Genomic DNA, 21,415 nt, shown 5'->3' on the forward strand with positions numbered 1-21,415 from the left:
GCATGCGCCAGGGAGCAGAACCTCATGGCCTCGACGATTTTGGAGATGCGCGACATCACCAAGACGTTTCCCGGCGTGAAGGCGTTGTCGAACGTCAATCTCAGCGTCGAGGAAGGTGAGATCCATGCCGTCGTCGGCGAGAACGGCGCCGGCAAGTCGACACTGATGAAGGTGCTGTCGGGCGTCTATCCATCCGGCACCTATGATGGCCAGATCGTCTTTCGCGGCCAGGAATGCAATTTCAAAGGCATTCACGACAGCGAGCATATCGGCATCGTCATCATCCACCAGGAGCTTGCCCTGGTGCCGATGCTGTCGATCGCGGAAAACATCTTTCTCGGCAACGAGCATGCCACCTATGGCGTCATCGACTGGAATGCGAACGAGAAGCGCACCGGCGCCCTGCTGCAAAAGGTTGGTCTCAAGGAAGACCCCAAGACGCTGATCACCAATATCGGCGTCGGCAAGCAGCAGCTGGTCGAGATCGCCAAGGCGCTCAGCAAGGAAGTGAAGCTTCTGATCCTCGACGAGCCGACCGCCTCGCTCTCCGAAAAGGACAGCCAGGCGCTGCTCGACCTTCTGCTCGAGTTCAAGCGCCAGGGCATGACCTCGATCCTGATCTCGCACAAGCTCAACGAGGTGAACCGCGTCGCCGACAAGGTGACGGTGATCCGCGACGGGCGCACCATCGAGACCTTGCCGAGGAAGGACATCTCGGAAGACCGCATCATCACCTCGATGGTCGGCCGCTCGCTCGACGACCGCTATCCGCCGCGCGAGCCGAAGATCGGCGACGTCATCTTCGAGGTGAAGAACTGGTCGGTCTACCACCCGATCCATGCCGAGCGGCAGGTGATCAAGAACATCAACCTCAATGTGCGCAAGGGCGAGGTGGTCGGCATCGCCGGGCTGATGGGCGCCGGCCGAACCGAATTCGCGATGAGCCTTTTCGGACGCTCCTACGGCCGGCATATCACCGGAGAGGTGTCGCTGCGTGGCAAGCCTATCGACCTCTCATCCGTGAGCAAGGCGGTGGCAAGCGGCATCGCCTATGTCACCGAGGATCGCAAGACCTACGGCCTCAACCTCATCGACCACATCAAGCACAATGTGACGCTGGCCAATCTCGGCGGCGTTTCCAGCCGCGGCGTCATCGACGACATGCGCGAGATGAGCGTCGCCAACGACTATCGCAAGAAGACCAACATCCGCGCCTCCAGCGTCTACCAGCTGACCGGCAACCTCTCAGGCGGCAACCAGCAGAAGGTGGTGCTGTCGAAATGGCTGTTCGCCGATCCGGAAGTTCTGATCCTCGACGAGCCGACCCGCGGCATTGACGTCGGCGCCAAGTACGAAATCTATACGATCATCGCGCGCCTCGCCGCCGAGGGCAAAGCGATCATCGTCATCTCGTCGGAAATGCCCGAGTTGCTCGGCATCTCCGACCGCATCTATGTCATGAACGAAGGGCGTATCGTCGGCGAAATGGCGGCAAGCGACGCCAGCCAGGAAAAAATCATGCGCGCCATCGTTCGGGGAGAAGGAAAAGCATCATGAGCACAGACAGCGCTCCCGCGCCGCAAAGCGGCGTCGCCGAGGACGTCAAGCAGGGACCGCGCGTTGCCGTCTCGGCGCTGACGACGAACCTGCGCGAGTACGGCCTGATCATTGCGCTGATCGTGATCATGCTGTTCTTCCAGTACACGACGTCGGGAACGCTGTTCAAACCGGTGAACCTCAGCAATTTGGTGCAGCAGAACTCGTTCATCATCGTGATGGCGCTGGGCATGCTGCTGGTCATCGTTTCCGGCTATATCGACCTCAGCGTCGGGTCGGTCGCCGGCTTCATCGGCGCGCTTGCGGCGATGATGATGGTGATCTGGCCGCTCGGTATATTCTCGAATCCGCTGGTGGTCTCGATCGTCTGCCTGATCGTCGGCGCGCTCATAGGCGCCGCGCAGGGCTACTGGATCGCCTATCACCGGATACCGAGCTTCATCGTGACGCTGGCGGGCATGCTGATCTTTCGCGGCATCTGCCAGGCGCTGCTTGGCGGCGGCTCCTCGGTCGGCCCGCTGCCGGACAGCTTCAAGGCGCTGAGCTCCGGCTTCATTCCGGACGTGATCGGGCCGCTCGTATTGATCCCACCGACGGTCAATGCCGCCGGCAAGACCATCGTCGGCAGCGGCTTGACGCTGCACATGACGACGGTCGTGCTGGGCCTGATCGCGGTGCTGGCCTACGCCTATTTCGGCTTCAGGACGCGGCGCAAGCGCGAGCGTCATGGTTATGAGGCGGAGCCCTTCCCGATGTTCGTCGTCAAGACGCTGGTGGGCAGCGCGTTGGCGCTGTTCCTGGTCTTCCAGTTCGCGAGCTACAGGGGCCTGCCGGTCGTGCTTATGGTGATGGGCGTGCTGATCTCGCTGTTCGTCTTCGTCACCAAGCGCATGACCATCGGCCGCCGCATCTATGCGATGGGCGGCAACGCCAAGGCCGCACAGCTTTCGGGCATCAACACCGAAAGGCTGACGCTGCTGGTCTTCATCAACATGGGCGTGCTGTCGGCGCTGGGCGGCCTGATCATCGCGGCGCGCCTCGGCCAGGCCGTGCCGGCCGCCGGTCTCGGCAGCGAGCTCGACGTCATCGCGGCCGTCTTCATCGGCGGCGCCTCGGCAATGGGCGGCGTCGGACAGGTGATCGGCGCCGTCGTCGGCGGCTTCATCATGGGCGTGATGAACAACGGCATGTCGATCATGGGCGTCAATGTCGACTGGCAGCAGGTGGTCAAGGGCCTGGTGCTGCTCGGCGCCGTCATCTTCGACGTCTACAACAAGAACAAGGCCTAGAGCGTGATCCCTAAAAGCAGGAACCGGTTTTCGGAAAGGATCATGCTCAATCTAAAGGCGGCAAGCGAGGTTCAGGAGGCATACGGGTTCTAGATCGCGAAGCTGCCGGCAACCCATCGGCGCCAAGAAGTCCAGGCAAGGACCAGGCTCGCGAGCGCAATCCGGACGAAGAGTTTCAACCGTGGCGCGGATTGCTTCGCGCCGCGCCGGTCGAGGTTTGCGCGTTGGCAGCCGCACCCGGCGAAATGAGAGAGGATTCAAACATGCTGATCTCCCAGATCCTCGATGACGCCGAGACGATCCGCGTCGTTGCCCGCAATGGCGGCGGCAAGACCAGGGTCATCAACGGCGCGCGCAGCGTCTATTCGCTGGCGATGGAGGCCGCACGGACCGGCACAGGCCTCGAAGCGCTGATCGAACGCAAGGGCTATGGCGAGGCGGTCGATCTCGATGCCGCCTACAAGAGAGGCAGGCTGGTTTCGCCGATCAATCATCCCGATCCGGCGCATCTGCACCTCACCGGCACCGGCCTCACGCATCTCGGCTCCGCGGCGACGCGCGATTCCATGCACAAGAAACTCAGCGAGGGCGGCGAGGAGGAGCTCACCGATTCCATGAAGATGTTCCGCATGGGTCTCGAAGGCGGCAAGCCCGCCAAGGGCCAGGTCGGCGTGCAGCCGGAATGGTTCTACAAGGGCAACGGCACGATGGCGGTGGCGCCCGGCGCGCCCCTGATGTCGCCCGCCTTCGCGCAGGACGGCGGCGAGGAGCCGGAGATCGCCGGCATCTATGTGATCGGGGATGACGGCGCGCCATTCCGCGTCGGCTTCACGCTGTCAAACGAGTTCTCCGATCACGTCACCGAGCGGGTGAATTACCTGTTCCTCGCCCATTCCAAGCTGCGCAACGCCTCGTTCGGCCCCGAAATCCTGATCGGCGACCTGCCCGCCGATATTCGCGGCGCATCGCGCATCTGGCGCGACGGCAAGCTGCTCTGGGAAAAGCCGTTCCTGTCGGGCGAAGCGAACATGTCGCACACCATCGCCAATCTCGAGCATCACCATTTCAAATATTCGGCCTTCCGCCAGCCGGGCGACGTGCATGTGCATATGTTCGGCACCGCGACATTGTCCTTCGCCGACGGCATCAGAACCGAGGCCGGCGACACTTTCGAGATCGAGGCGCAGGATTTCGGCCTGCCGCTGCGCAATCCGCTGGAGATCGAAAAGCCGGTGAAGGTGGCGGTGAAGGCGCTGTGAGAGCGAGATATCTCCACCTGCGGGGATAGCGGTAGAGATAGCGCAAAAATGTGGGCACTCGTTGATGCCTCATCGCGACGGCTGTCTACTTCAGTTATCTGGAATGCCCAAGGCGCACATGGTTGACGGGCTGACGCAAGGTAGCCTTGTCGTTTGCCTTTTATGTGCTTGATAATTCCGCAACGAATCATTCAGCATCCGTAGATGGGAAAAAGTGATTTAGTTCGTTTCAGCAGGGATGGAGACCAGTTTCATTATTTGTGGGCAGCGCGACGTTGTCTGCAGATGCTGTCACGGGGCTCCGGGTTGGTAGCTCTATCAATCGAGGGGGCATCAACTTCTGAAAGCAATGAAGGGCGGGCGACCGACGTCGGCGAAGAGCTTATCGATATTGCGGAATATTACGGCAGCCAGAATTTTGAGACGGCTGAATCCGTTAGGTATTATCAGCTCAAACATTCGACTCAGCGTCCAAATGAACCGTGGACCGCTAGCGGTTTGGACAACACCCTCGAAGGGTTTGCGGATCGCTATAAGAAATTACTCGAGCTTTTTGGCGCCGTGAGATGCCAGCAAGTTCTACAGTTCCATTTTGTTTCAAACCGACCGATTTCTTCCGAAATACTGGAGACCGTCGCCGACGCAGCGGGCAGTATTAAGGCCCGTCACCCAAATGAATTATCCAAGCTCGCAAAACACACCGGATTGGCGGGTGACGCCCTGTCCGGCTTCTGCAAATTGCTGCGTCTCGGGGAGCAACAGGCAGCATATTGGGATCAAAGGAACATACTAACACAAGACGTCAGCGGCTACGTAGCGAATGCCGACGTGGACGCTCCGGTGCAGCTCAAGGAGCTAATAAATCGAAAGGCTCTTTCGGAGAGTTCGGACAATCCGACGATAACAAAGATCGACGTGCTGAGGGCGCTCAAGACCGATGAGAGCAGTCTTTTCCCCGCTCCCTGCCTCATATTGGTTTCAGACAATGTTGTGCCTCGGGAACAGGACGCAACATTAATCGCAGAAATCGTCGCCGCCAAGTCAGGCCCCGTTCTCATTCATGCGGACGGGGGCGTTGGCAAGTCCGTTTTCTCGACACGTGTAAGGTGCGGTCTTCCTCAGGGCTCCGTGTGTATTCTGTATGACTGCTTCGGGAATGGACAATATCGCAGTTCAAGTGCATTTCGACATCGCCATAAAGATGCGCTCGTACAAATAGCAAACGAGCTTTCAGGTATGGGTCTCTGCCATCCGCTTATCCCCACTCCGAATGCGGATATGACTGCATATCTAAAAGCGTTCAAACACCGAATCAGCCAGAGCATCACATCAATAAGGGGGAACCATCCGGACGCCTTGTTGTGCATTGTTGTGGACGCAGCTGACAACGCGCAAATGGCAGCAGAAGAAATAGGCGAACCACGATCCTTCGTTCGCGACCTGTTGCGGGAAGATTTTCCGGACGGTGTGCGGCTTGTTGTGACTTGCAGAACCCATCGACGTGAATTGCTGGATCCTCCAATGGATGCTCTTCAGCGCCAATTGAACCCGTTTAGCCGATCAGAAACTGCAACATTGCTCCAACAGAAATTTCCTGCTGCGACAGAGCACGACATAGATGAGTTTCACCGGTTAAGCTCGCAAAATCCTCGGGTGCAAGCGACGGCACTCTCAAACGTGGCTCCCTTGCACGAACTTCTCCGCGCACTTGGCCCGAATCCAACTACCGCCGAAGATACGATTTCAAATTTGCTGGATGATGCAATCAGCCGACTTCGAGATAAAGTAGGGCGGGCGGAACGTGAACAGATTGACCTTATCTGTGCCGGACTCGCTACCCTTAGGCCACTCATCCCAATTAAGGTCCTAGCGTCAATCTCTGGGGTCGAAGAAGCGGCCGTGAGAAGTTTCGCAATTGACCTTGGACGCCCCCTTATGGTGGCCGGCGAGACAATCCAGTTTTTTGACGAACCTGCCGAAACCTGGTTCCGAGGGAGATTCAAGCCGGAGGCGGTCAAGCTGGGGGAATTCATTCAAATTTTAAGACCTCTCGCTTCAAAGATCGCGTATGTGGCAGCAGCGCTCCCGCAATTGATGTTGGAAGCTGGCCAATTTTCAGAGCTAGTGGGGTTGGCTCTCTCGTCAGATGGCCTTCCTGAAGGTAGTCCCCTTGAAAAACGCGACGTGGAGTTGCAGCGACTGCAGTTTGCGCTCAAGGCCAGTCTGCGTGCGAAGCGCTATGCCGACGCAGCAAAGCTTGCGCTGAAGGCCGGAGGCGAAACGGCTGGCGAAGGTCGCCGAGACGACCTGATACAAGAGAACACGGATTTGGCTGCGTTGTTTATGGATGTGGGCCTTATCCAAGAACTGGTATCGCGCAGGACATTCGGGGGCGGTTGGCTCGGCTCCCATCACGCCTATGAAGCCGGGCTGCTCTCAGCGAGGCCTGAGTTGCGGGGTGACGCACGCAGCCGACTGAGAATGGCTCACGAATGGCTTAGAAATTGGGGGAGGCTCGGCGAAGACGATCGTCGCAAAGAGACGCTTGAAGATATCGACATCGCCGAGATGGCGATTGCTCACCTAAACGTCCACGGTGCAAGTGACGCTGCAAACCACCTTCGCGGGTGGACGCCTTGCGATGTTTCTTTTCGGACGGGAACAATTCTCGCAAAAAAACTTGTCGATCATAAGCGATATTCCGACCTGGACCAGCTGGCGTTCGCAGCCGACAATGATCTGGGCATTGTTCTTGCCGTCACGGCAGAACTGCGGAGCGTTCATAGGCACCCACCCGCTGACGTGGTCGAACGTACGTTGCGTCTACTGGGCAATTCTCGAGTCAAGCTGTCGCCAACAGGGGACTTCGATCGCGAAGAAAGGCTGATTGGCTCCGTGACGCCTCTTGTAGAAGCTGGGTGCCAACTTTCTTTGGGCAGCTCCAAGGAGTTCGCATCATTATTGAGGCGCTATCTCCCCGATAGTCCACCGCATGGCCTTTCATCTCGCTTTGGAGGTCAAAGATTTTCGCTCCTTCGCGCCTATTCGCTTGAGACCGCGCTGGATGGCAAGATCCTTGAACTCAACGACCTTGCGCATCCGGAACTGCAGAAAGAGCTAGAGAAGCATGGTTCCCACCACGACTCTAGGGATGTGCGGGAGTTCAAAGAAATCGTGGGGGCTGTCCTACCTTGGCACCAACTCTGGGTTCGCGTTTTTCTCAGGCAAATACCTGAAGACCAGTTGAGCGCTGCCATAGCTGCTACTCGTGCCTCTTCCTCAAAGGCTGGCAGCAGCAGCTATCGAGAGGAGCCTCAAACGTCTGATGAGATCGCCCGGCTTTGGTTCGATATCTTGGTATTGGCCGGCGGTGCACAAGAAGCAAGATTGGACGAGTTCGACGGCTGGATTTCGTCACTCAAGACCCCACTCTTTACGTCCACGAACAACAACATTACGCGGGTCGCTGCCCGTCATGAGCCGATGCAGGCTAGATCCTTCGCCTATGCCAGGCAGTCATTTGATTTGATCAAAGGTGTAAGAGAGGACGCTAGCTCAAAGACTGCCTCATACGTTGAAGTAGCGCGAGCGATCTTGGCGGTTAGCGAATCCGAAGCGAGTGCCTACTTTAATCACGCTGTCGAGGTCGCTAGTAACATCGGCGACGAGAATCTGGACCGATGGTCGTCGATCTTATACTTAGCTGATCGCGCGGCTGACCCCAGCGGTCCTGCCCCCGAAGTTTCCTATAAACTCGCGCGATGCGCGGAGCTTACATACGACTACGTTGCCCGTGACAAGTATTTTGACTGGGAAGCCACGATCAGGGCGATTGCAACCTTATGCCCGTCATCTTGCGTGACAATTCTTAGCCGATGGCGGGATAGAAAATTCGGCCGGGCTGGCCGGTTGCTGCCACAAGCCTTTAAGTTCCTTGTGGAAGACCGCAGGCTCGACCCATTGGCACCGCTGGCGCTGATTGGTTTTCGAGCCGAATGGGACGAGGTGCAATTGTTGGGTTCGGCACTTGCAGCCTGCAAGTCCAAATCACAGAAGGACGCAGTATCTAGCTATCTTTACCGTTATATGCGGCTCGACGAACACGATGCGTCTACTTGGCGAAAGTTGAATGATATCGCCATATCGCATGGCTTAACGCTCCCAAAGATCGACGATGTAATGGCATTCTCCAAACAGAAGGAGCGCCCAAGCCAATCGAATGATCACCATGTCGGCGAACGTACAACCAAAGGCGCGAGCACAGACGGAGCGGAACGGGATTGGGAAGCGGTATTCGCTGATATAGACCTGAGCTCCCCAAACGAAATTTCAACGGCTTATCAACGGTTCAAATCGTTCGATCCGCCTTGGTATGCCGATCGCTTCTTTCATGAGGCCTGCAATCGAGTCACGGTTGGTCAGGAAGACAAGTTCGTTAGGGCAATCCCCGAAGTCCCGGAGTTCGACCTATACGAGTTAAGAAAATTCTTTGATCAGCTATCCGACGATTGGAAGTTGCGGTTGTCGATTAAGTCCGCACTTGGCGACACATTGAAAGTCTTTTGCAGACGCTATTGTATGGAGATAACCAAGAGCCGCAACTACGAGGTGCTACCTTTCAGCACCGCATGTGAGTTGTCCGGCCTTTCGGAGCGCGACATAGCCGGCATCGTTCTTGAAGCCATTGCTGAGACGACTGAAGAACTGGCATCCGGCCGACTGTTCACGCTGACTGGGCTCTTGACGCTGCTGATTAATCAGGAAGAAGCACTGGAGGTGCTTAAATTCGGACTGAACTTATTTGAAGACTTTCTGGGCGCGGAAGATGGTGACGGTATTTGGTCTCCCGACCTGTCTCCACCCCCAGACATACATGCCGCGATTGCCGGCTACGTATGGGCTGGCTTGGCAGCGCCTAATAGTTCACTCCGTTGGCAAGCGGCCCACGCCGTCCGAGGTTTGTGTCTCCTCGAGCGCACCGACATTCTGGCAGAGTTGATCAAGCTTGCTTACGTTGGAGAGGCGGGGCCGTTCGCCGATCGTACCCTCCATTTCTATGGACTGCATGCGCTTCAATGGCTTCTCATTGCGCTGGCACGAGCGGCACGCGAAAGCCCAGACAGCGTCAGGCCGCACGTCGCGTTTCTTTGGACAACTGCGCTGGAAGGCCGCACGCACATATTGATGCAAGATTTTGCCGCGAAGGCGATCCAGACTCTCATAGATAGCGGGCATGTAAGTGCAGACAACGAAATCCGGAGCAGGCTTTCGTCGATAAACACATCAAATTTTCCCGTTGTGTTTAGCAATAGCCACGATCGGATTAGCACTAAAAAGGAAGCGCCTGAAATTTCTCGAGACTGGGAATATTACTTCGGCATTGACATGGGTCCCTATTGGTTCTCAAGCCTCGGTCGCTTGTTTGCTTTATCCCAGGCAGAGATTTCCAAAGAGGTAGCTCATGTCGTTGAGGATGAATGGAGTTTAGGTTCTCGCGAGGTTTGGCGGAGGGACCAAAGGTGGAGCAAACAGATATTCGCGGATCGTGAAACATCCCACTCTCACGGTTCCGCTCCGGCAACAGACGACCTTCAGTTCTACCTGGCCTATCACGGGATGATGACGGTGGCCGGAAAGCTACTGCGGACAAATCCCCTACACCAAGCCCCGGATGACGCCGAGGATGAGCTTCAGTATTGGCTGGAGGGCCACCGCCTTTCCCGAAAAGATGGAAACTGGTTAGCCGATCGACGCGATCCCCACCCCCTTGAATGGCCAGAGTGGAAGAATGAGAAGCCTGGCGACAACTGGCCATCGTCGGTACAAGTTGCTGATTTTGAGAGACTTTTAGGCGCCGGCCGTGATCGACTGAACCTCTGGGGCCGCTGGACCGCCAAGTCGGGAAAACGAGAGGAGTCTGTTCAAATATGCAGTGCCTTCGTATCTCGCGACAAATCGGACGCCCTTATGCGAGCGCTGCAAACCGCCAGCAATCCCCATGATTATCGCATCCCAGACGCTGTCGACGATCTCCAAATTGATCAAGGCAATTTTCAATTGAAGGGCTGGGTTGTAGATAGAACTCGAGAAAATGGCCTAGACGAGTTCGATCCTTGGTCGGGAGACATAAAATGCCCACCAATCACGCCTTCAAGTCTTGTTGTCGAAGCTTTGCCCCTGACTTCGGATAGTGAGAGCAGGACATGGAAACTAAAGGAAAATAATAAAGACGTTATTTGGTGTGAGATTTGGGGTAAACGTCAGACCAAAGGTGAGGAGAATGACGTTGAACGCGGCAGACGCTTAGTCGCAGATGTCGGGTATTTGAAAGAACTTCTCAAACGGGTCGATAAAGACATGATCATAGAAGTTGACCTTAGGAGAAACATTCTCCGATCCAACTATGAAAGCTACAAGGAAAATGACCCCGGATACTTCCCCCCTTATACAAGAATCTACCTCCTCAAATCCGATGGCAGCATCTGCACGGTTTGATGATGTCCTAAAGTTGGGCAAGCAGATTGTTGCAGAACTCGGACTTGATCAGTCCGTCGACACGCTGGGACGTTGGATGGCGCACTACATTGTCGAACTGATGCACAGCGCCGAGGCAGCCAGCGCCGACGAAGGAGAGGGAAAGCGTTCCCGTTGCGCGGCTGCAATTCTCGAACTTTGGAATCATCGCCACGCGATGCCAAATGGGAGGCGGCCGTTTGAAAGCTTTGAGCCTATCGTTAGGACAATCGAGAGCCTTGCTCCGGACGATACAACGCCGAGGTATTTTCGCTCTGCTCGTGCGGCTGCTACGAAGGAGGACGAGAAATCAGAGAGCTCAACTTGGCTCGAAATCGCGGAAGGCCTTGATTACACAGCACGAATTCTCATTAGCTACTGTCTAGCTTGTTCTGCACGAGAAGCCGCCGATAAGTCGAAGGAATGGGTCCGTCTCGCAGAGGCGGCGGGAGCGATGGACGACGGCTATCTGCCAATCATACGAATTATCGCGCACGAGGATGAATTAGCTAACGGCGAAACAGCGACTAACCATGAGCGGGAAGAGATTGAGAATCGAATTAGGCGATTGGAGGGTTTCACGCATATTGCTGAAATGTTGTCCAAGCATCTCTCTGCGAAGCTCAATTTAATTGATCTCGCCAAGGGAAAGTCTCGTCAGGAAAGCTTCTCCGAATAAGATCCTGGAGAGCATCTAATTTATCGCAATCAATCATATTGCCAAGAGAATCACGATCACCCCCCCGAAAGTTGCTGCGACAGCCCGCAAATCCCGTCCTGTTGGATGATGAAATCAGCAGGCGAGGATGATCGGCTCTGGATCAATGCCAAAATGATAGCGTCCACCTCTCGGCGCATTAGAGCTTGGCTTTGGGACGTTTTGCTGCTGCACACACAAAGGTCGCTATCTTTCGCGCCCAGCCCTGCCGGGCATCTCCCCTTGTGGAGAGATTGACAGCTCAGCGCGCTGCCCTGAAGTGCTTGGAGAGCTTCAGGCCCTGCGCCTGATAGTTCGAGCCGAGATCGGTACCGTAAAGCGCCTGCGGCCGCTTCAGCATGTGCTCGTAGACGAGACGGCCGACGATCTGGCCGTGGTCGAGGATGAACGGCACCTCGTGGCTGCGCACTTCGAGCACCGCGCGGCTGCCGCTGCCGCCGGCGGCGGAGTGGCCGAAGCCCGGATCGAAGAAGCCGGCATAGTGGACGCGGAATTCGCCGACCAAGGGATCGAACGGCGTCATCTCGGCGGCGTAGAGCGGCGGCACGTGCACCGCCTCCCGGCTGACCAGGATGTAGAATTCGTCGGGATCGAGGACCAGCTCGCCGGCGCCGCTCTTGTAGATCGGCTCCCAGAAATCGACGACATCCTGCGCGGCGCGCTTGTCGACGTCGACGAGGCCGGTGTGGTGCTTGCCGCGGTAACCGACAAGGCCGTCCTTGTCGCCATCGAGGTCGATCGAGAGCGCGATGCCGCCGCCGGAAATGTTGGGCGGCTCGGTGGCGACCAGCATCTCGGCGCGGTGAAGGTCGCGCAATTCGTTTTCGGACAGCAGCGCGTTGCCAGTGCGGAAGCGTATCTGCGACAGGCGCGATCCGGCTCGGACGACGATCGGGAAGGTGCGTGGGCTGACTTCGAGGTAGAGCGGACCATGATAGCCGGCAGCGATCTTGTCGAACTCGTGGCCACGATCAGTCATGACGCGCGTGAAGATGTCCAGCCGGCCGGTCGAGCTCTTCGGGTTGGCCGAGGCTGAAACCTCGGCCGGCAACGCCAGGCTCTCGAGCAACGGCACGATGTAGACGCAGCCCGTTTCGAGCACCGCCCCCCCGGTAAGGTCGATCTCGTGCAGCTTCAGCCGCTCGAGCTTGTCGGCGACCAGGTGGTCCGGGCCAGGCAGGAAGGAGGCGCGCACGCGGAAGGCTTTGTCGCCGAGCCTGAGGTCGAGGCTGGCCGGCTGGATCTGATCGGCATCCAGCGCGCGCGGCGACTTCAGCGCACCGGACTGGAACAGCGCGGAAATATCCTGGTCGGGAAGAATGCCTGTCTGCCGCAAAGTCTTAACTCCGCTCTGCTGGTACAAACCTCTTAATGAAGCCGGCAATTGACGCAAGCGCGGCGCGGGTCTAAAGGGTCGTTATCCCGTGGTGATTTGGCCGGTCGGCTTGCAGCCACGTTAAACAAGTCGCTAAAGGACCGTCGAGCCGCAAGGCTATATGGACCGGTTGCGACTTCGCGGCCGGTTTTTTTGTGTCTGGAAGCAGGGCTATGAGCACCAAGAAGCGCAACTGGAAACCTCAGACGGCACTCGTGCATGGCGGAACATTGCGTTCCGGCTTCGGCGAGACCTCCGAGGCGATGTACCTCACCCAAGGCTATGTCTATGAGACGGCGCAGGCCGCGGAGGCCCGTTTCAAGGGCGAGGAGCCGGGCTTCATCTATTCGCGCTACGCCAATCCGACCGTCGACATGTTCGAAAAGCGCATGTGCGCGCTGGAAGGGGCCGAGGATGCCCGCGCCACCGCCTCCGGCATGGCGGCTGTCTCGGCCGCATTGCTCTGCAGCGTCAAGGCCGGCGATCATGTCGTCGCGGCGCGCGCTTTGTTCGGCTCCTGTCGCTGGGTGGTCGAGACACTGGCGCCGCGCTACGGCATCCAGGCGACGCTGGTCGACGGCACCGACATCGCCAATTGGGAAAAGGCGATAAGGCCGAACACCAAGCTGTTCTTCCTGGAAAGCCCCACCAATCCGACGCTGGAGGTGGTGGATATCACGGCAGTCGCAGCACTTGCCAATTCAATCGGCGCCCGGCTGATCGTCGACAATGTCTTCGCCACCCCGCTGCAGCAAAAGCCGCTGCAGCTCGGCGCCCATATCGTGGTCTATTCGGCGACCAAGCATATTGACGGCCAGGGCCGCTGCCTTGGCGGCGTCATCCTGTCCGACAAGAAATGGATCGACGAGAACCTGCACGATTATTTCCGCCACACCGGCCCGAGCCTGTCGCCCTTCAATGCCTGGACGCTGCTCAAGGGCCTGGAGACGCTGCCGCTGCGCGTGCGCCAGCAGACCGAAAGTGCAGGCAAGATCGCCGATTTCCTGGCCGGCAGGCCGGAGATAGCCCGCGTCATCTATCCGGGCCGCGCCGACCATCCGCAGGCCGATATCGTCAAGAAGCAGATGTCGGGCGGCTCGACGCTGATCTGCCTGGACGTCAAGGGCGGCAAGCAGGCGGCCTTCGCCTTGCAGAACGCGCTGGACATCGTGCTGATCTCCAACAATCTCGGCGACGCCAAGAGCCTGATCACCCATCCGGCGACGACGACGCATAAAAACCTGAGCGACGAGGCGCGCGCCGAGCTCGGCATCGGGCCTGGTACGCTCAGGCTCTCCGTCGGTCTGGAGGACACCGACGATTTGCTGGCCGACGTCGAACAGGCGCTGAAGGCGGCCAAATAAGACCTGTCGCGGCGCTCGCCGCGACCATAAGACTTCAGGCGAGCTCTTCCAGTTCGGTCATCGCCTTGGTGCTGATGGTCATGGCGTTGCCGCGCCATTCGACGGCGCCGCCGAACCAGGCGCGCGCCCAGATGGCGGGCAGCATCGCGTCGCGCGCGATCATCGCGGTGACGCTACGCGGCGACAGATACCAGCCCTTGGCCGAGGCCAGCAGGCATTCCGGCAGATAAGCGATAGCCAGCACGCACAAGGCCGTGCCAGGCAGGCTGACCCCGGCGCTTGCCGCGGCAATCAGCGCCAGCAGCAGCGGCATCGCGGCGCCCGTCAGGATCTCGGGCGCGAAGAACAGCGGGAATGTGACCCGACGCAGCCGCGCCCAGCGCGCCTGGCGCGACCAGATCTCGGCTAGCGTGCGCTGGCCGAGCGGCTGCTCGAAGGGCGAGGCGACGAGGTTGACGCGCAGGCCCATGCTGTTGACCAGCTTGGTGGCGGCCGCGTCCTCGGCGATCTCGGCGCCAAGCGCCTGAATACCGCCATTGGCGTCGAGCATCGGCTTGTTCCAAAGCATGCTCTTGCCCTGGGCAAAGCCGAGGCCAACCGCTTCGCCGGCATACTGCCAGCGCGCCTGCAGCGTGTTGAGGAAGGCGCATTCGACTTCGGCCCAAAAACCGTCCGGCCGCGAGCCGATCGGCGTCGAGCAGACGAGCCCGGTACCTGGGCGCCATGCCGCCATCAGATGCTGGACATAGTCCGTCGGCATCAGCACGTTGGAATCGGCGAGGATCACCCAATTGTGCCGCGCCGCCTGCCAGCCCTTGACGCAGTTGTTGAGCTTGGGATTGGCGCTGATGCGGTCGTCGCCGATCAGAAGCCGCGCCGGAACCTTCGGGTAGCGCGCGATCGCCGCATTGATGAGCTTGACCACCGGGTCTTCGGCGTGGGCAACGCAGAAGATCAGCTCATAGCGTGGCCAGTCGAGCGAGAAGGCGCGCTGCAAGGTCTCCTGCGTGAACGGCTCGACGCCGCGCGACGGCACGATGATCGAGACCGGCGGCTGCGCGACGGCGGGCGGCACGATGGCACGCCGCCGTTTCAGCCGCGACGAGGCGAGCAGAATGCTGGTGAGATTGCAGAGAAGAAGGGCTGACGAAGCGAGCGCGGCTGCGATAGTCGGTTCCATCGAGATCTGGTCACTCCCGAAAGGCCGCATGCGGCCGTTTCATCAGTCGACAGAGCGCCCGAGTCGCCCGGCACGGTTCGTGCACACCAACATTGTCATGTGTCACTTAAATGACATTGTTTTTCGGCACTTGCGCTTAAAGGCCGGCAGGACGGCCAGCGGCCTCGCGTGATAACAGCGAAGTGCTGCAGACATTCCCCTGTGGCGGCAACCGGAGTAGCCCATGTATCGCGCAGTGACGCGCAACATCGAAGTGCTGGTCAGGCCCTTCTACCTGGAGGACCGATCCGATCCGTCCGAGAACCGCTATGTCTGGGGCTATCAGGTGACGATCGACAACCGCTCCGACGAGTTCGTGCAGCTTTTGTCGCGCTATTGGCACATCACCGACGGCCGAGGCCGTGTCGAGGAGGTGCGCGGCGCCGGCGTCGTCGGCGACCTGCCGGAACTCAACCCCGGCGACAGCTATCAGTACACCTCAGGCTGCCCGCTCTCGACGCCGTCGGGCATCATGGTCGGCCACTATACGATGCGAAACGGCCGCGGAGAGACGTTCGATATCGCCATTCCCGCCTTCTCGCTCGATATGCCGGGGACCAGGCGGACGGTGAATTAGACGTCGGCGACAGCCTCTTTCTCCCCGTTTACGGGGAGAAATGCCCGGCAGGGCAATGAGGGGCGGCGCCAAGCCTCTGGGATTTTCCTTGAGGCAGAGGAAGGCCACGCATGGCGGACGCCATCTTCACCAACGTTCGCGCTGCCCCTCATCCGCCCTTCGGGCACCTTCTCCCCGTGAAACGGGGAGAAGGAAGAGGCTTACTTCACGAACTCAGCCGGGTCGAAGTCGTATTGCGTCGAGCAGAACTCGCAGGCGACATGGATGCCGCCGTCTTCGGTCGAGTCCTTGATCTCCTCAGCCGAGAAGCCTTCGAGGATGCCGCGGATCTTGTCGCGCGAGCAGGAGCACTGGTCGGCGACCGGAACGCCGCGGAAAACGCGCACGCCATGTTCGTGGAACAGCCGGTAGAGCAGCCGCTCGGCGCCCACGGTCGGATCGATCAGCTCTGTCGGCTCGATCGTGCCGAGCAGCGCCAGCAATTCCTGCCAGGAATTGTCGGCCGGATGGTCCGCCACCTCGCGGTGATCGCCGTCGCCGCCCGAAATATCGGGAATGCGCATGCGCTCCGGCGACTGCGGCAGGAACTGCGCCAGGATGCCGCCGGCGCGCCACTGTTCGCGCGCGCCGGCCGGGCCGGGCGTGACCAGCTTGGCGACCGACATCCTGATTTCGGTCGGGATCTGCTCCGACTGGCGGAAATAGGTGCGCGCGGCGTCCTCAAGCGAGGTACCGTCGAGCTGGACGATGCCCTGATAGCGCTGCGTATGCGCGCCCTGGTCGATGGTTAAAGCCAGCACGCCGTTGCCAAGCAACGTCTGCTGCGAGGTCTCGCCGGCGGCGATCAGGGCCTGCAGCCGGTCGGCATCAAAGCGCGCATAGGCGCGCAACGCATGCGGCGTGGTGAAATCAGCCACCAGCATGTCGACCGGCCCGTCGGTGCGGGTCTGCAGGATGAATTTGCCTTCGAACTTCAGCGAGGTGCCGAGGAGCACGGTGAGCACGCAGGCTTCCGCCAGCAGGCGGGCGACCGGCTCGGGATAATCGTGGCGGCTCAAAATAGCGTCGAGCATCGGCCCGAGCTGCACGGTGCGGCCGCGCACATCGAGCGGCGCGACCTCGTAAGGCACGACATGATCGTCGCCGGCGAAGCCGAATTCACCGAGTTGGGGTTTATGCTCAGCCAAAGTCTGGGTTTCCAACATGACAATACTCCGGGGCGCAGCCATGCCGCCCGGTGAGCCGCATGCGTCGAAGCGCGTTCAATTTACGTGATGGCCCCCAAATAGGCATCACATATCCCCGGATCAAGTCGACATCCCCGTACCGGCCGCGTCGGATCAAGCGCCCAGGCACCAGGCCAGCACCGCCTTCTGGGCGTGCAGTCGGTTTTCGGCCTCGTCGAAGACCACCGAATTCGGCCCGTCGATGACCTCGTCGGTGACCTCCTCGCCGCGATGCGCCGGCAGGCAGTGCATGAACAAAGCGTCGGACTTGGCCTTGGCCATCAGCTCCGCGTTGACCTGATAGGGCAGGAAGACGTTGTGGCCTCGGGCGCGGTGTTCCTGACCCATCGAGACCCAGCTGTCGGTGATGACGCAGTCGGCCTGGTCGACGGCTTCTTCGGCCGAGCGCGAAAAGCGAACCTTGCCGCCATTGGCCTTCGACCAATCGACATATTTCTCGAAAGGTTCGCTGCCTTCCGGCACCGCGACATTCAAGTTGAAACGGAACCGTGCCGAGGCTTCCAGCAGCGAATGCAGCACATTGTTGCCGTCGCCGGTCCAGGCGAAGGTCTTGCCGGCCACCGGACCGCGATGCTCCTCATAGGTCATGACGTCGGCCATGAGCTGGCAGGGATGCGTGTCGTCGGTCAGCCCGTTGATGACCGGAACGGTGGCGTTCTCGGTGAGTTCCAGCAGCCGGTCATGCGAGGTGGTGCGGATCATGATGGCGTCGACATAGCGCGACAGCACCTTGGCGGTGTCGGCGATGGTCTCCGAGCGGCCGAGCTGCATCTCGGTGCCGGTCAGCATGATGGTCTCGCCGCCGAGCTGGCGCATGCCGACATCGAAGGACACGCGCGTGCGCGTCGACGGCTTGTCGAAGATCATGGCCAGTACCTTGCCATCGAGCGGCTTTGAACGCTCCCCGGCCTTGAGCCTGGTCTTTCGCGCCACCGCGTCGTCCAGCATGATGCGCAGGTCGCCCGCCGAAACGGCGGATAGATCGGTGAAGTGGCGAACACTCATCGGCAGGTTTCCAGAAATTATTTCGCGGCTTCGGCCGCTATCGCGTCGGTCAGGCCCTTGGCGCCGCCACGGATTCGCTTCAGCGCCTCGCCGATCTCGTCGTCGGTGACGGTGAGCGGCGGCAGGAGGCGGATGACATTGTCGCCCGCCGGCACGGCAAGCAGGTGCTGGTCGCGCAGCGCCATGTTCACCTTGGTGTTGGGCATGGCGCATTTCAGGCCCAGCATAAGGCCGGTTCCCCTGATGCCTTCGATAACATCGGGAAACTCGTCGGCGACTGCCGCAAGGCCCTGTTTCAGCAGCAGCGCCTTGCGCTGCACGTCCTCCAGGAAGCCGTCGGCCAGAACAACGTCGAGCACGGCATTGCCGACTGCCATCGCCAGCGGATTGCCGCCGAAGGTCGTGCCGTGCACGCCGGCCGTCATGCCGGTCGCCGCCTCGTCGGTGGCAAGGCAGGCGCCCATCGGAAAGCCGCCGCCGATGCCCTTGGCGATCGCCATCAGATCGGGCGTGACGCCTGTCCATTCATGCGCGAACAGCTTGCCGGTGCGGCCGATGCCGCACTGGACTTCGTCGAATATCAAAAGCAGGCCATGCTTGTCGCAGAGTTGCCGCAGCCGCTTCAGCGATTGCGTCGGCACCGGGCGTATGCCGCCCTCGCCTTGCACCGGCTCGATCAGGATCGCCGCGGTCTCCGGCGTGATCGCCTTTTCAGCCGCGTCGATGTCGTCGAAAGCCACCTGGTCGAAGCCCTCGACCTTCGGGCCGAAGCCTTCGAGATATTTGTACTGGCCGCCGGCGGCGATCGTCGCCAGTGTTCGGCCGTGGAAGGCGCCCTCGAAGGTGATGATGCGGAAACGCTCGGGATGGCCCTTGACGAACTGATAGCGCCTGGCCGTCTTGATGGCGCATTCCAGCGCCTCGGCGCCCGAATTGGTGAAGAACACCTTGTCGGCAAAGGTCGCATCGGCCAGCCGCTCGCCCAGCCGGCGCTGCTCCGGGATCTCATAGAGGTTGGAGACGTGCCAGAGCTTGGCGGCCTGCTCGGTGAGCGCCGCGACGAGATGCGGATGGCTGTGGCCCAGCGAATTCACCGCGATGCCGCCGGCGAAGTCGAGATATCGCTCACCCTTGTCGGTGACCAGCCAGGTCCCCTCCCCACGGTCGAAAGCCAGGGGTGCGCGAGCAAAGGTCTCGTAAAGCGCCGAACCGCTCATTATATGCGTCTCCGGAACCGGAAATCAAAAAAGCCGCCAATGCGGCGGCCTTTGCGGCTTATCATGTTTTTCGGCCATGAAGTCAACGAAAACGTCACGCAGAAGCGCGTGGCAAGCCCCTGACGCCACGCCGGCACGTGATAAGGCCGCAAGTTGGGGAAAACCGTAAAAACCGAATCGGTGTTGCCTTTGGGACTCTTGTCACCGAGTCAGCGCATAAGGTATTTGTAGTCGAGAAATAACTATATTTCGTGCGGCGGACCTAGATCACCCGGTACATGTGGTGTCGTTTGCCCGGCGAGAGCCGGCTCGGGAAAGGATTCTGGCTGCCGCACGCTTCAGCAGGAGCGCGGTCTCATGAACTGGACTGACGAGCGGGTAGAACTTCTCAGGAAATTGTGGTCGGAGGGTCTGAGCGCCAGCCAGATTGCCGCACAGCTTGGCGGAGTGAGCCGCAACGCCGTCATCGGCAAGGTGCATCGCCTGAAGCTGTCGGGCCGCGGCCGCGCGACGGCCGCCCCGGCACGCCAGAAGAAGGTGGCGCAAGGCGCCTCGATGCAGAAATCGGTGGCTCGCGCCGCCAGCACCTCGCGCCATGTGACGGCTTCCGTCGGCGCAACGGCGCTGCAGATACAATTCGACGCTGAGCCAGTGGCGCGTCATTACATCCGTCCGGTCGAGAACGTCGTGGTGCCGATCTCGCGGCACCTGCAGCTCGTCGAGCTCAACGAACGCACCTGCAAATGGCCGAACGGCGATCCGCTGTCGGAAGATTTCAGCTTCTGCGGCAACGACGCCGCCGAAACGGGACCGTACTGCAAGTATCATTCCCGTGTCGCGTTCCAGCCGGCGGCGGAACGGCGGCGGGCGCGCTGAGCGAATAGCGAATAGCGAATAGCGAATAGCGAATAGCGAATAGCGAATAGCGAATAGCGAATAGAACGGTGCTGGCATCCGAGTACGGCGCAAGCTTCGTTTGTCCCTATTTGGCTACTCGCTATTCGCTTTTTTCACAGCCATCCATTCTTCTTGAACCGCCAGTAAAGGAATGAGCAGATCATGGCCATCGCCGTCAGAATGATGGGATAGCCATATTCCATCTTCAATTCAGGCATGTCGGTGAAATTCATGCCGTAGATACCGGCGAAGGCAGTGGGTACCGCCAGAATGGCGGCCCATGAGGCGAGCTTCTTGGAGATCGCGGTTTCCTGGCTCTGTCCGACAAGAAGGCTGGCTTCGAAAGCGAAGGCCAGAACCTCGCGCAGGGAGTCGATCTTTTCCTGCACGGTGCGGATGTGGTCAGTCACGTCGCGAAACAGCGGATGCATGGCGGCATGGACCTGCGGCAGGTCGGCGCTGGTCAACCGACGGCAGACCTCTACCAGCGGCAGGGCTGCGTTGCGCAGCCGCAGCAGATCGCGGCGCAACATGTAAAGCCGCTCGATATCGGAACCGGTCATCGGCTTCAAAAGCACCTTGTCCTCGATCGCCTCGACCTCGTCCTCGATCTGTTCCAGCACCGGCATGTAATTGTCGACGATGAAATCGAGGATGGCGTAGAGGACGAAGTCCTCGCCTTTGGCGAGCGAATGCGGGCAGGTTTCCCAATGCTGGCGCACGGCGGCGTAGGAGGTCGACGGGCCGTGCCGGACGCTGACAATGTAGCCGGTGCCGACGAACAGATGCGTCTCGCCGAAAGTAACGCGGCCGTCGATCAATTGCGCGGTGCGGGCGACGATGAACAGGGCGTCGCCATATTGCTCGATCTTCGGGCGCGCATGCGGATGCTCGGCATCCTCGATCGCCAGGTCATGCAGGTGGAATTGCGCCTGCACCCTGAGCAGAAGGTTGCGATCGGGCTCGAGCAGGCCGATCCAGACGACATGGCCGGGCTTTGCCGCCCATTCGCCGGCCTGTTCAATCGCGATGTCGGCGATGCGCTTGCCGCCCGAATAGACGCTGGATGCAATGATGCCCGACGTTGTGGCCGGGGTCAGGTTTCGAACTTGTTCCATCGCGACCTCCCGCGCTGCGCCTGGAGGAGCTTAGCCTAATTTAGAAAATCGTTCGAGGGG

Annotated in this window: 14 protein-coding genes and 1 riboswitch; of the genes, 8 read left to right on the plus strand and 6 right to left on the minus strand. The window is 59.7% G+C overall.

Annotated elements, in window-relative coordinates; all coding sequences use genetic code 11:
• The first annotated feature begins 24 nt into the window (after positions 1-24).
• The 5 genes from mmsA to avs3b all read left to right on the plus strand — a co-directional run bounded on the left by mmsA (position 25) and on the right by avs3b (position 11,297).
• A complete protein-coding gene (gene mmsA, locus RFM98_RS09380; protein WP_320308607.1) occupies positions 25-1,557 on the plus strand; it encodes a multiple monosaccharide ABC transporter ATP-binding protein in 1,533 nt (510 codons plus the stop codon).
• Positions 1,554-2,846: a multiple monosaccharide ABC transporter permease gene (gene mmsB / locus RFM98_RS09385; protein WP_320308608.1), complete on the plus strand. Its 1,293-nt coding sequence runs from the start codon at positions 1,554-1,556 to the stop codon at positions 2,844-2,846. Before mmsA ends, mmsB begins: the two co-directional genes overlap by 4 nt.
• A 263-nt stretch (positions 2,847-3,109) precedes the next feature.
• Positions 3,110-4,105 carry an AraD1 family protein gene (araD1, locus tag RFM98_RS09390; protein WP_320308609.1) on the plus strand — a complete coding sequence of 332 codons (996 nt, stop codon included), beginning with the start codon at positions 3,110-3,112 and terminating at the stop codon, positions 4,103-4,105.
• 204 nt (positions 4,106-4,309) lie between these two features.
• A complete protein-coding gene (gene avs3a, locus RFM98_RS09395; RefSeq protein ID WP_320308610.1) occupies positions 4,310-10,600 on the plus strand; it encodes an AVAST type 3 anti-phage nuclease/ATPase Avs3a in 6,291 nt (2,096 codons plus the stop codon).
• A gap of 13 nt (positions 10,601-10,613) precedes the next feature.
• Entirely contained in the window at positions 10,614-11,297 is a 684-nt protein-coding gene (avs3b, locus tag RFM98_RS09400; protein ID WP_320308611.1) for an AVAST type 3 anti-phage protein Avs3b, read from the plus strand.
• Between the two features lie 280 nt (positions 11,298-11,577).
• On the opposite strand, the gene RFM98_RS09405 is transcribed toward avs3b, so the two are convergent.
• Entirely contained in the window at positions 11,578-12,672 is a 1,095-nt protein-coding gene (locus tag RFM98_RS09405) for a 2'-deoxycytidine 5'-triphosphate deaminase (protein ID WP_320308612.1), read from the minus strand.
• A 78-nt stretch (positions 12,673-12,750) separates the two neighbouring features.
• Positions 12,751-12,828: riboswitch (SAM riboswitch) on the plus strand.
• Positions 12,829-12,884: 56 nt separating this feature from the next.
• Here RFM98_RS09405 and RFM98_RS09410 point away from each other — a divergent pair.
• Complete coding sequence (locus RFM98_RS09410; RefSeq protein WP_320308613.1) at positions 12,885-14,075, plus strand: O-succinylhomoserine sulfhydrylase; 1,191 nt, start codon at positions 12,885-12,887, stop codon at positions 14,073-14,075.
• A 34-nt stretch (positions 14,076-14,109) separates the two neighbouring features.
• On the opposite strand, the gene RFM98_RS09415 is transcribed toward RFM98_RS09410, so the two are convergent.
• Entirely contained in the window at positions 14,110-15,255 is a 1,146-nt protein-coding gene (locus tag RFM98_RS09415; RefSeq protein WP_320308614.1) for a ceramide glucosyltransferase, read from the minus strand.
• Between the two features lie 223 nt (positions 15,256-15,478).
• On the opposite strand from RFM98_RS09415, the gene apaG reads away from it, so the two are divergent.
• On the plus strand, positions 15,479-15,871 hold the full coding sequence (gene apaG / locus RFM98_RS09420; protein WP_320308615.1) for a Co2+/Mg2+ efflux facilitator ApaG/CorD: 393 nt from the start codon (positions 15,479-15,481) through the stop codon (positions 15,869-15,871).
• A gap of 200 nt (positions 15,872-16,071) precedes the next feature.
• On the opposite strand, the gene RFM98_RS09425 is transcribed toward apaG, so the two are convergent.
• From RFM98_RS09425 to RFM98_RS09435, 3 genes are all read right to left on the minus strand, one after another.
• Complete coding sequence (locus RFM98_RS09425) at positions 16,072-17,100, minus strand: Hsp33 family molecular chaperone (RefSeq protein ID WP_320308616.1); 1,029 nt, start codon at positions 17,098-17,100, stop codon at positions 16,072-16,074.
• A gap of 111 nt (positions 17,101-17,211) precedes the next feature.
• The gene (argF, locus tag RFM98_RS09430; RefSeq protein WP_320308617.1) at positions 17,212-18,123 is read right to left on the minus strand and encodes an ornithine carbamoyltransferase; all 912 of its coding nucleotides are present in this window, start codon (positions 18,121-18,123) and stop codon (positions 17,212-17,214) included.
• A 17-nt stretch (positions 18,124-18,140) separates the two neighbouring features.
• The gene (locus RFM98_RS09435; protein WP_320308618.1) at positions 18,141-19,340 is read right to left on the minus strand and encodes an aspartate aminotransferase family protein; all 1,200 of its coding nucleotides are present in this window, start codon (positions 19,338-19,340) and stop codon (positions 18,141-18,143) included.
• A 357-nt stretch (positions 19,341-19,697) separates the two neighbouring features.
• On the opposite strand from RFM98_RS09435, the gene RFM98_RS09440 reads away from it, so the two are divergent.
• On the plus strand, positions 19,698-20,216 hold the full coding sequence (locus tag RFM98_RS09440) for a GcrA family cell cycle regulator (RefSeq protein ID WP_320308619.1): 519 nt from the start codon (positions 19,698-19,700) through the stop codon (positions 20,214-20,216).
• A gap of 134 nt (positions 20,217-20,350) precedes the next feature.
• Here the strand turns inward: RFM98_RS09440 and RFM98_RS09445 are convergent, their stop codons facing one another.
• A complete protein-coding gene (locus RFM98_RS09445; RefSeq protein ID WP_320308620.1) occupies positions 20,351-21,355 on the minus strand; it encodes a magnesium and cobalt transport protein CorA in 1,005 nt (334 codons plus the stop codon).
• Positions 21,356-21,415: the final 60 nt, after the last annotated feature.

It is taken from the genome of Mesorhizobium australafricanum (genome assembly GCF_033977265.1).
Taxonomy (GTDB): domain Bacteria; phylum Pseudomonadota; class Alphaproteobacteria; order Rhizobiales; family Rhizobiaceae; genus Mesorhizobium; species Mesorhizobium australafricanum.

Excerpts from the sequence above, each read along its gene's own strand:
- mmsA (WP_320308607.1), top strand. The coding sequence starts at position 25 with ATGGCCTCGACGATTTTGGAGATGCGCGACATCACCAAGACGTTTCCC.
- mmsB (WP_320308608.1), top strand. The coding sequence starts at position 1,554 with ATGAGCACAGACAGCGCTCCCGCGCCGCAAAGCGGCGTCGCCGAGGAC.
- araD1 (WP_320308609.1), top strand. The coding sequence starts at position 3,110 with ATGCTGATCTCCCAGATCCTCGATGACGCCGAGACGATCCGCGTCGTT.
- avs3a (WP_320308610.1), top strand. The coding sequence starts at position 4,310 with ATGGGAAAAAGTGATTTAGTTCGTTTCAGCAGGGATGGAGACCAGTTT.
- RFM98_RS09410 (WP_320308613.1), top strand. The coding sequence starts at position 12,885 with ATGAGCACCAAGAAGCGCAACTGGAAACCTCAGACGGCACTCGTGCAT.
- RFM98_RS09415 (WP_320308614.1), bottom strand. The coding sequence starts at position 15,255 with ATGGAACCGACTATCGCAGCCGCGCTCGCTTCGTCAGCCCTTCTTCTC.
- apaG (WP_320308615.1), top strand. The coding sequence starts at position 15,479 with ATGTATCGCGCAGTGACGCGCAACATCGAAGTGCTGGTCAGGCCCTTC.
- RFM98_RS09425 (WP_320308616.1), bottom strand. The coding sequence starts at position 17,100 with ATGGCTGCGCCCCGGAGTATTGTCATGTTGGAAACCCAGACTTTGGCT.
- argF (WP_320308617.1), bottom strand. The coding sequence starts at position 18,123 with ATGAGTGTTCGCCACTTCACCGATCTATCCGCCGTTTCGGCGGGCGAC.
- RFM98_RS09435 (WP_320308618.1), bottom strand. The coding sequence starts at position 19,340 with ATGAGCGGTTCGGCGCTTTACGAGACCTTTGCTCGCGCACCCCTGGCT.
- RFM98_RS09440 (WP_320308619.1), top strand. The coding sequence starts at position 19,698 with ATGAACTGGACTGACGAGCGGGTAGAACTTCTCAGGAAATTGTGGTCG.
- RFM98_RS09445 (WP_320308620.1), bottom strand. The coding sequence starts at position 21,355 with ATGGAACAAGTTCGAAACCTGACCCCGGCCACAACGTCGGGCATCATT.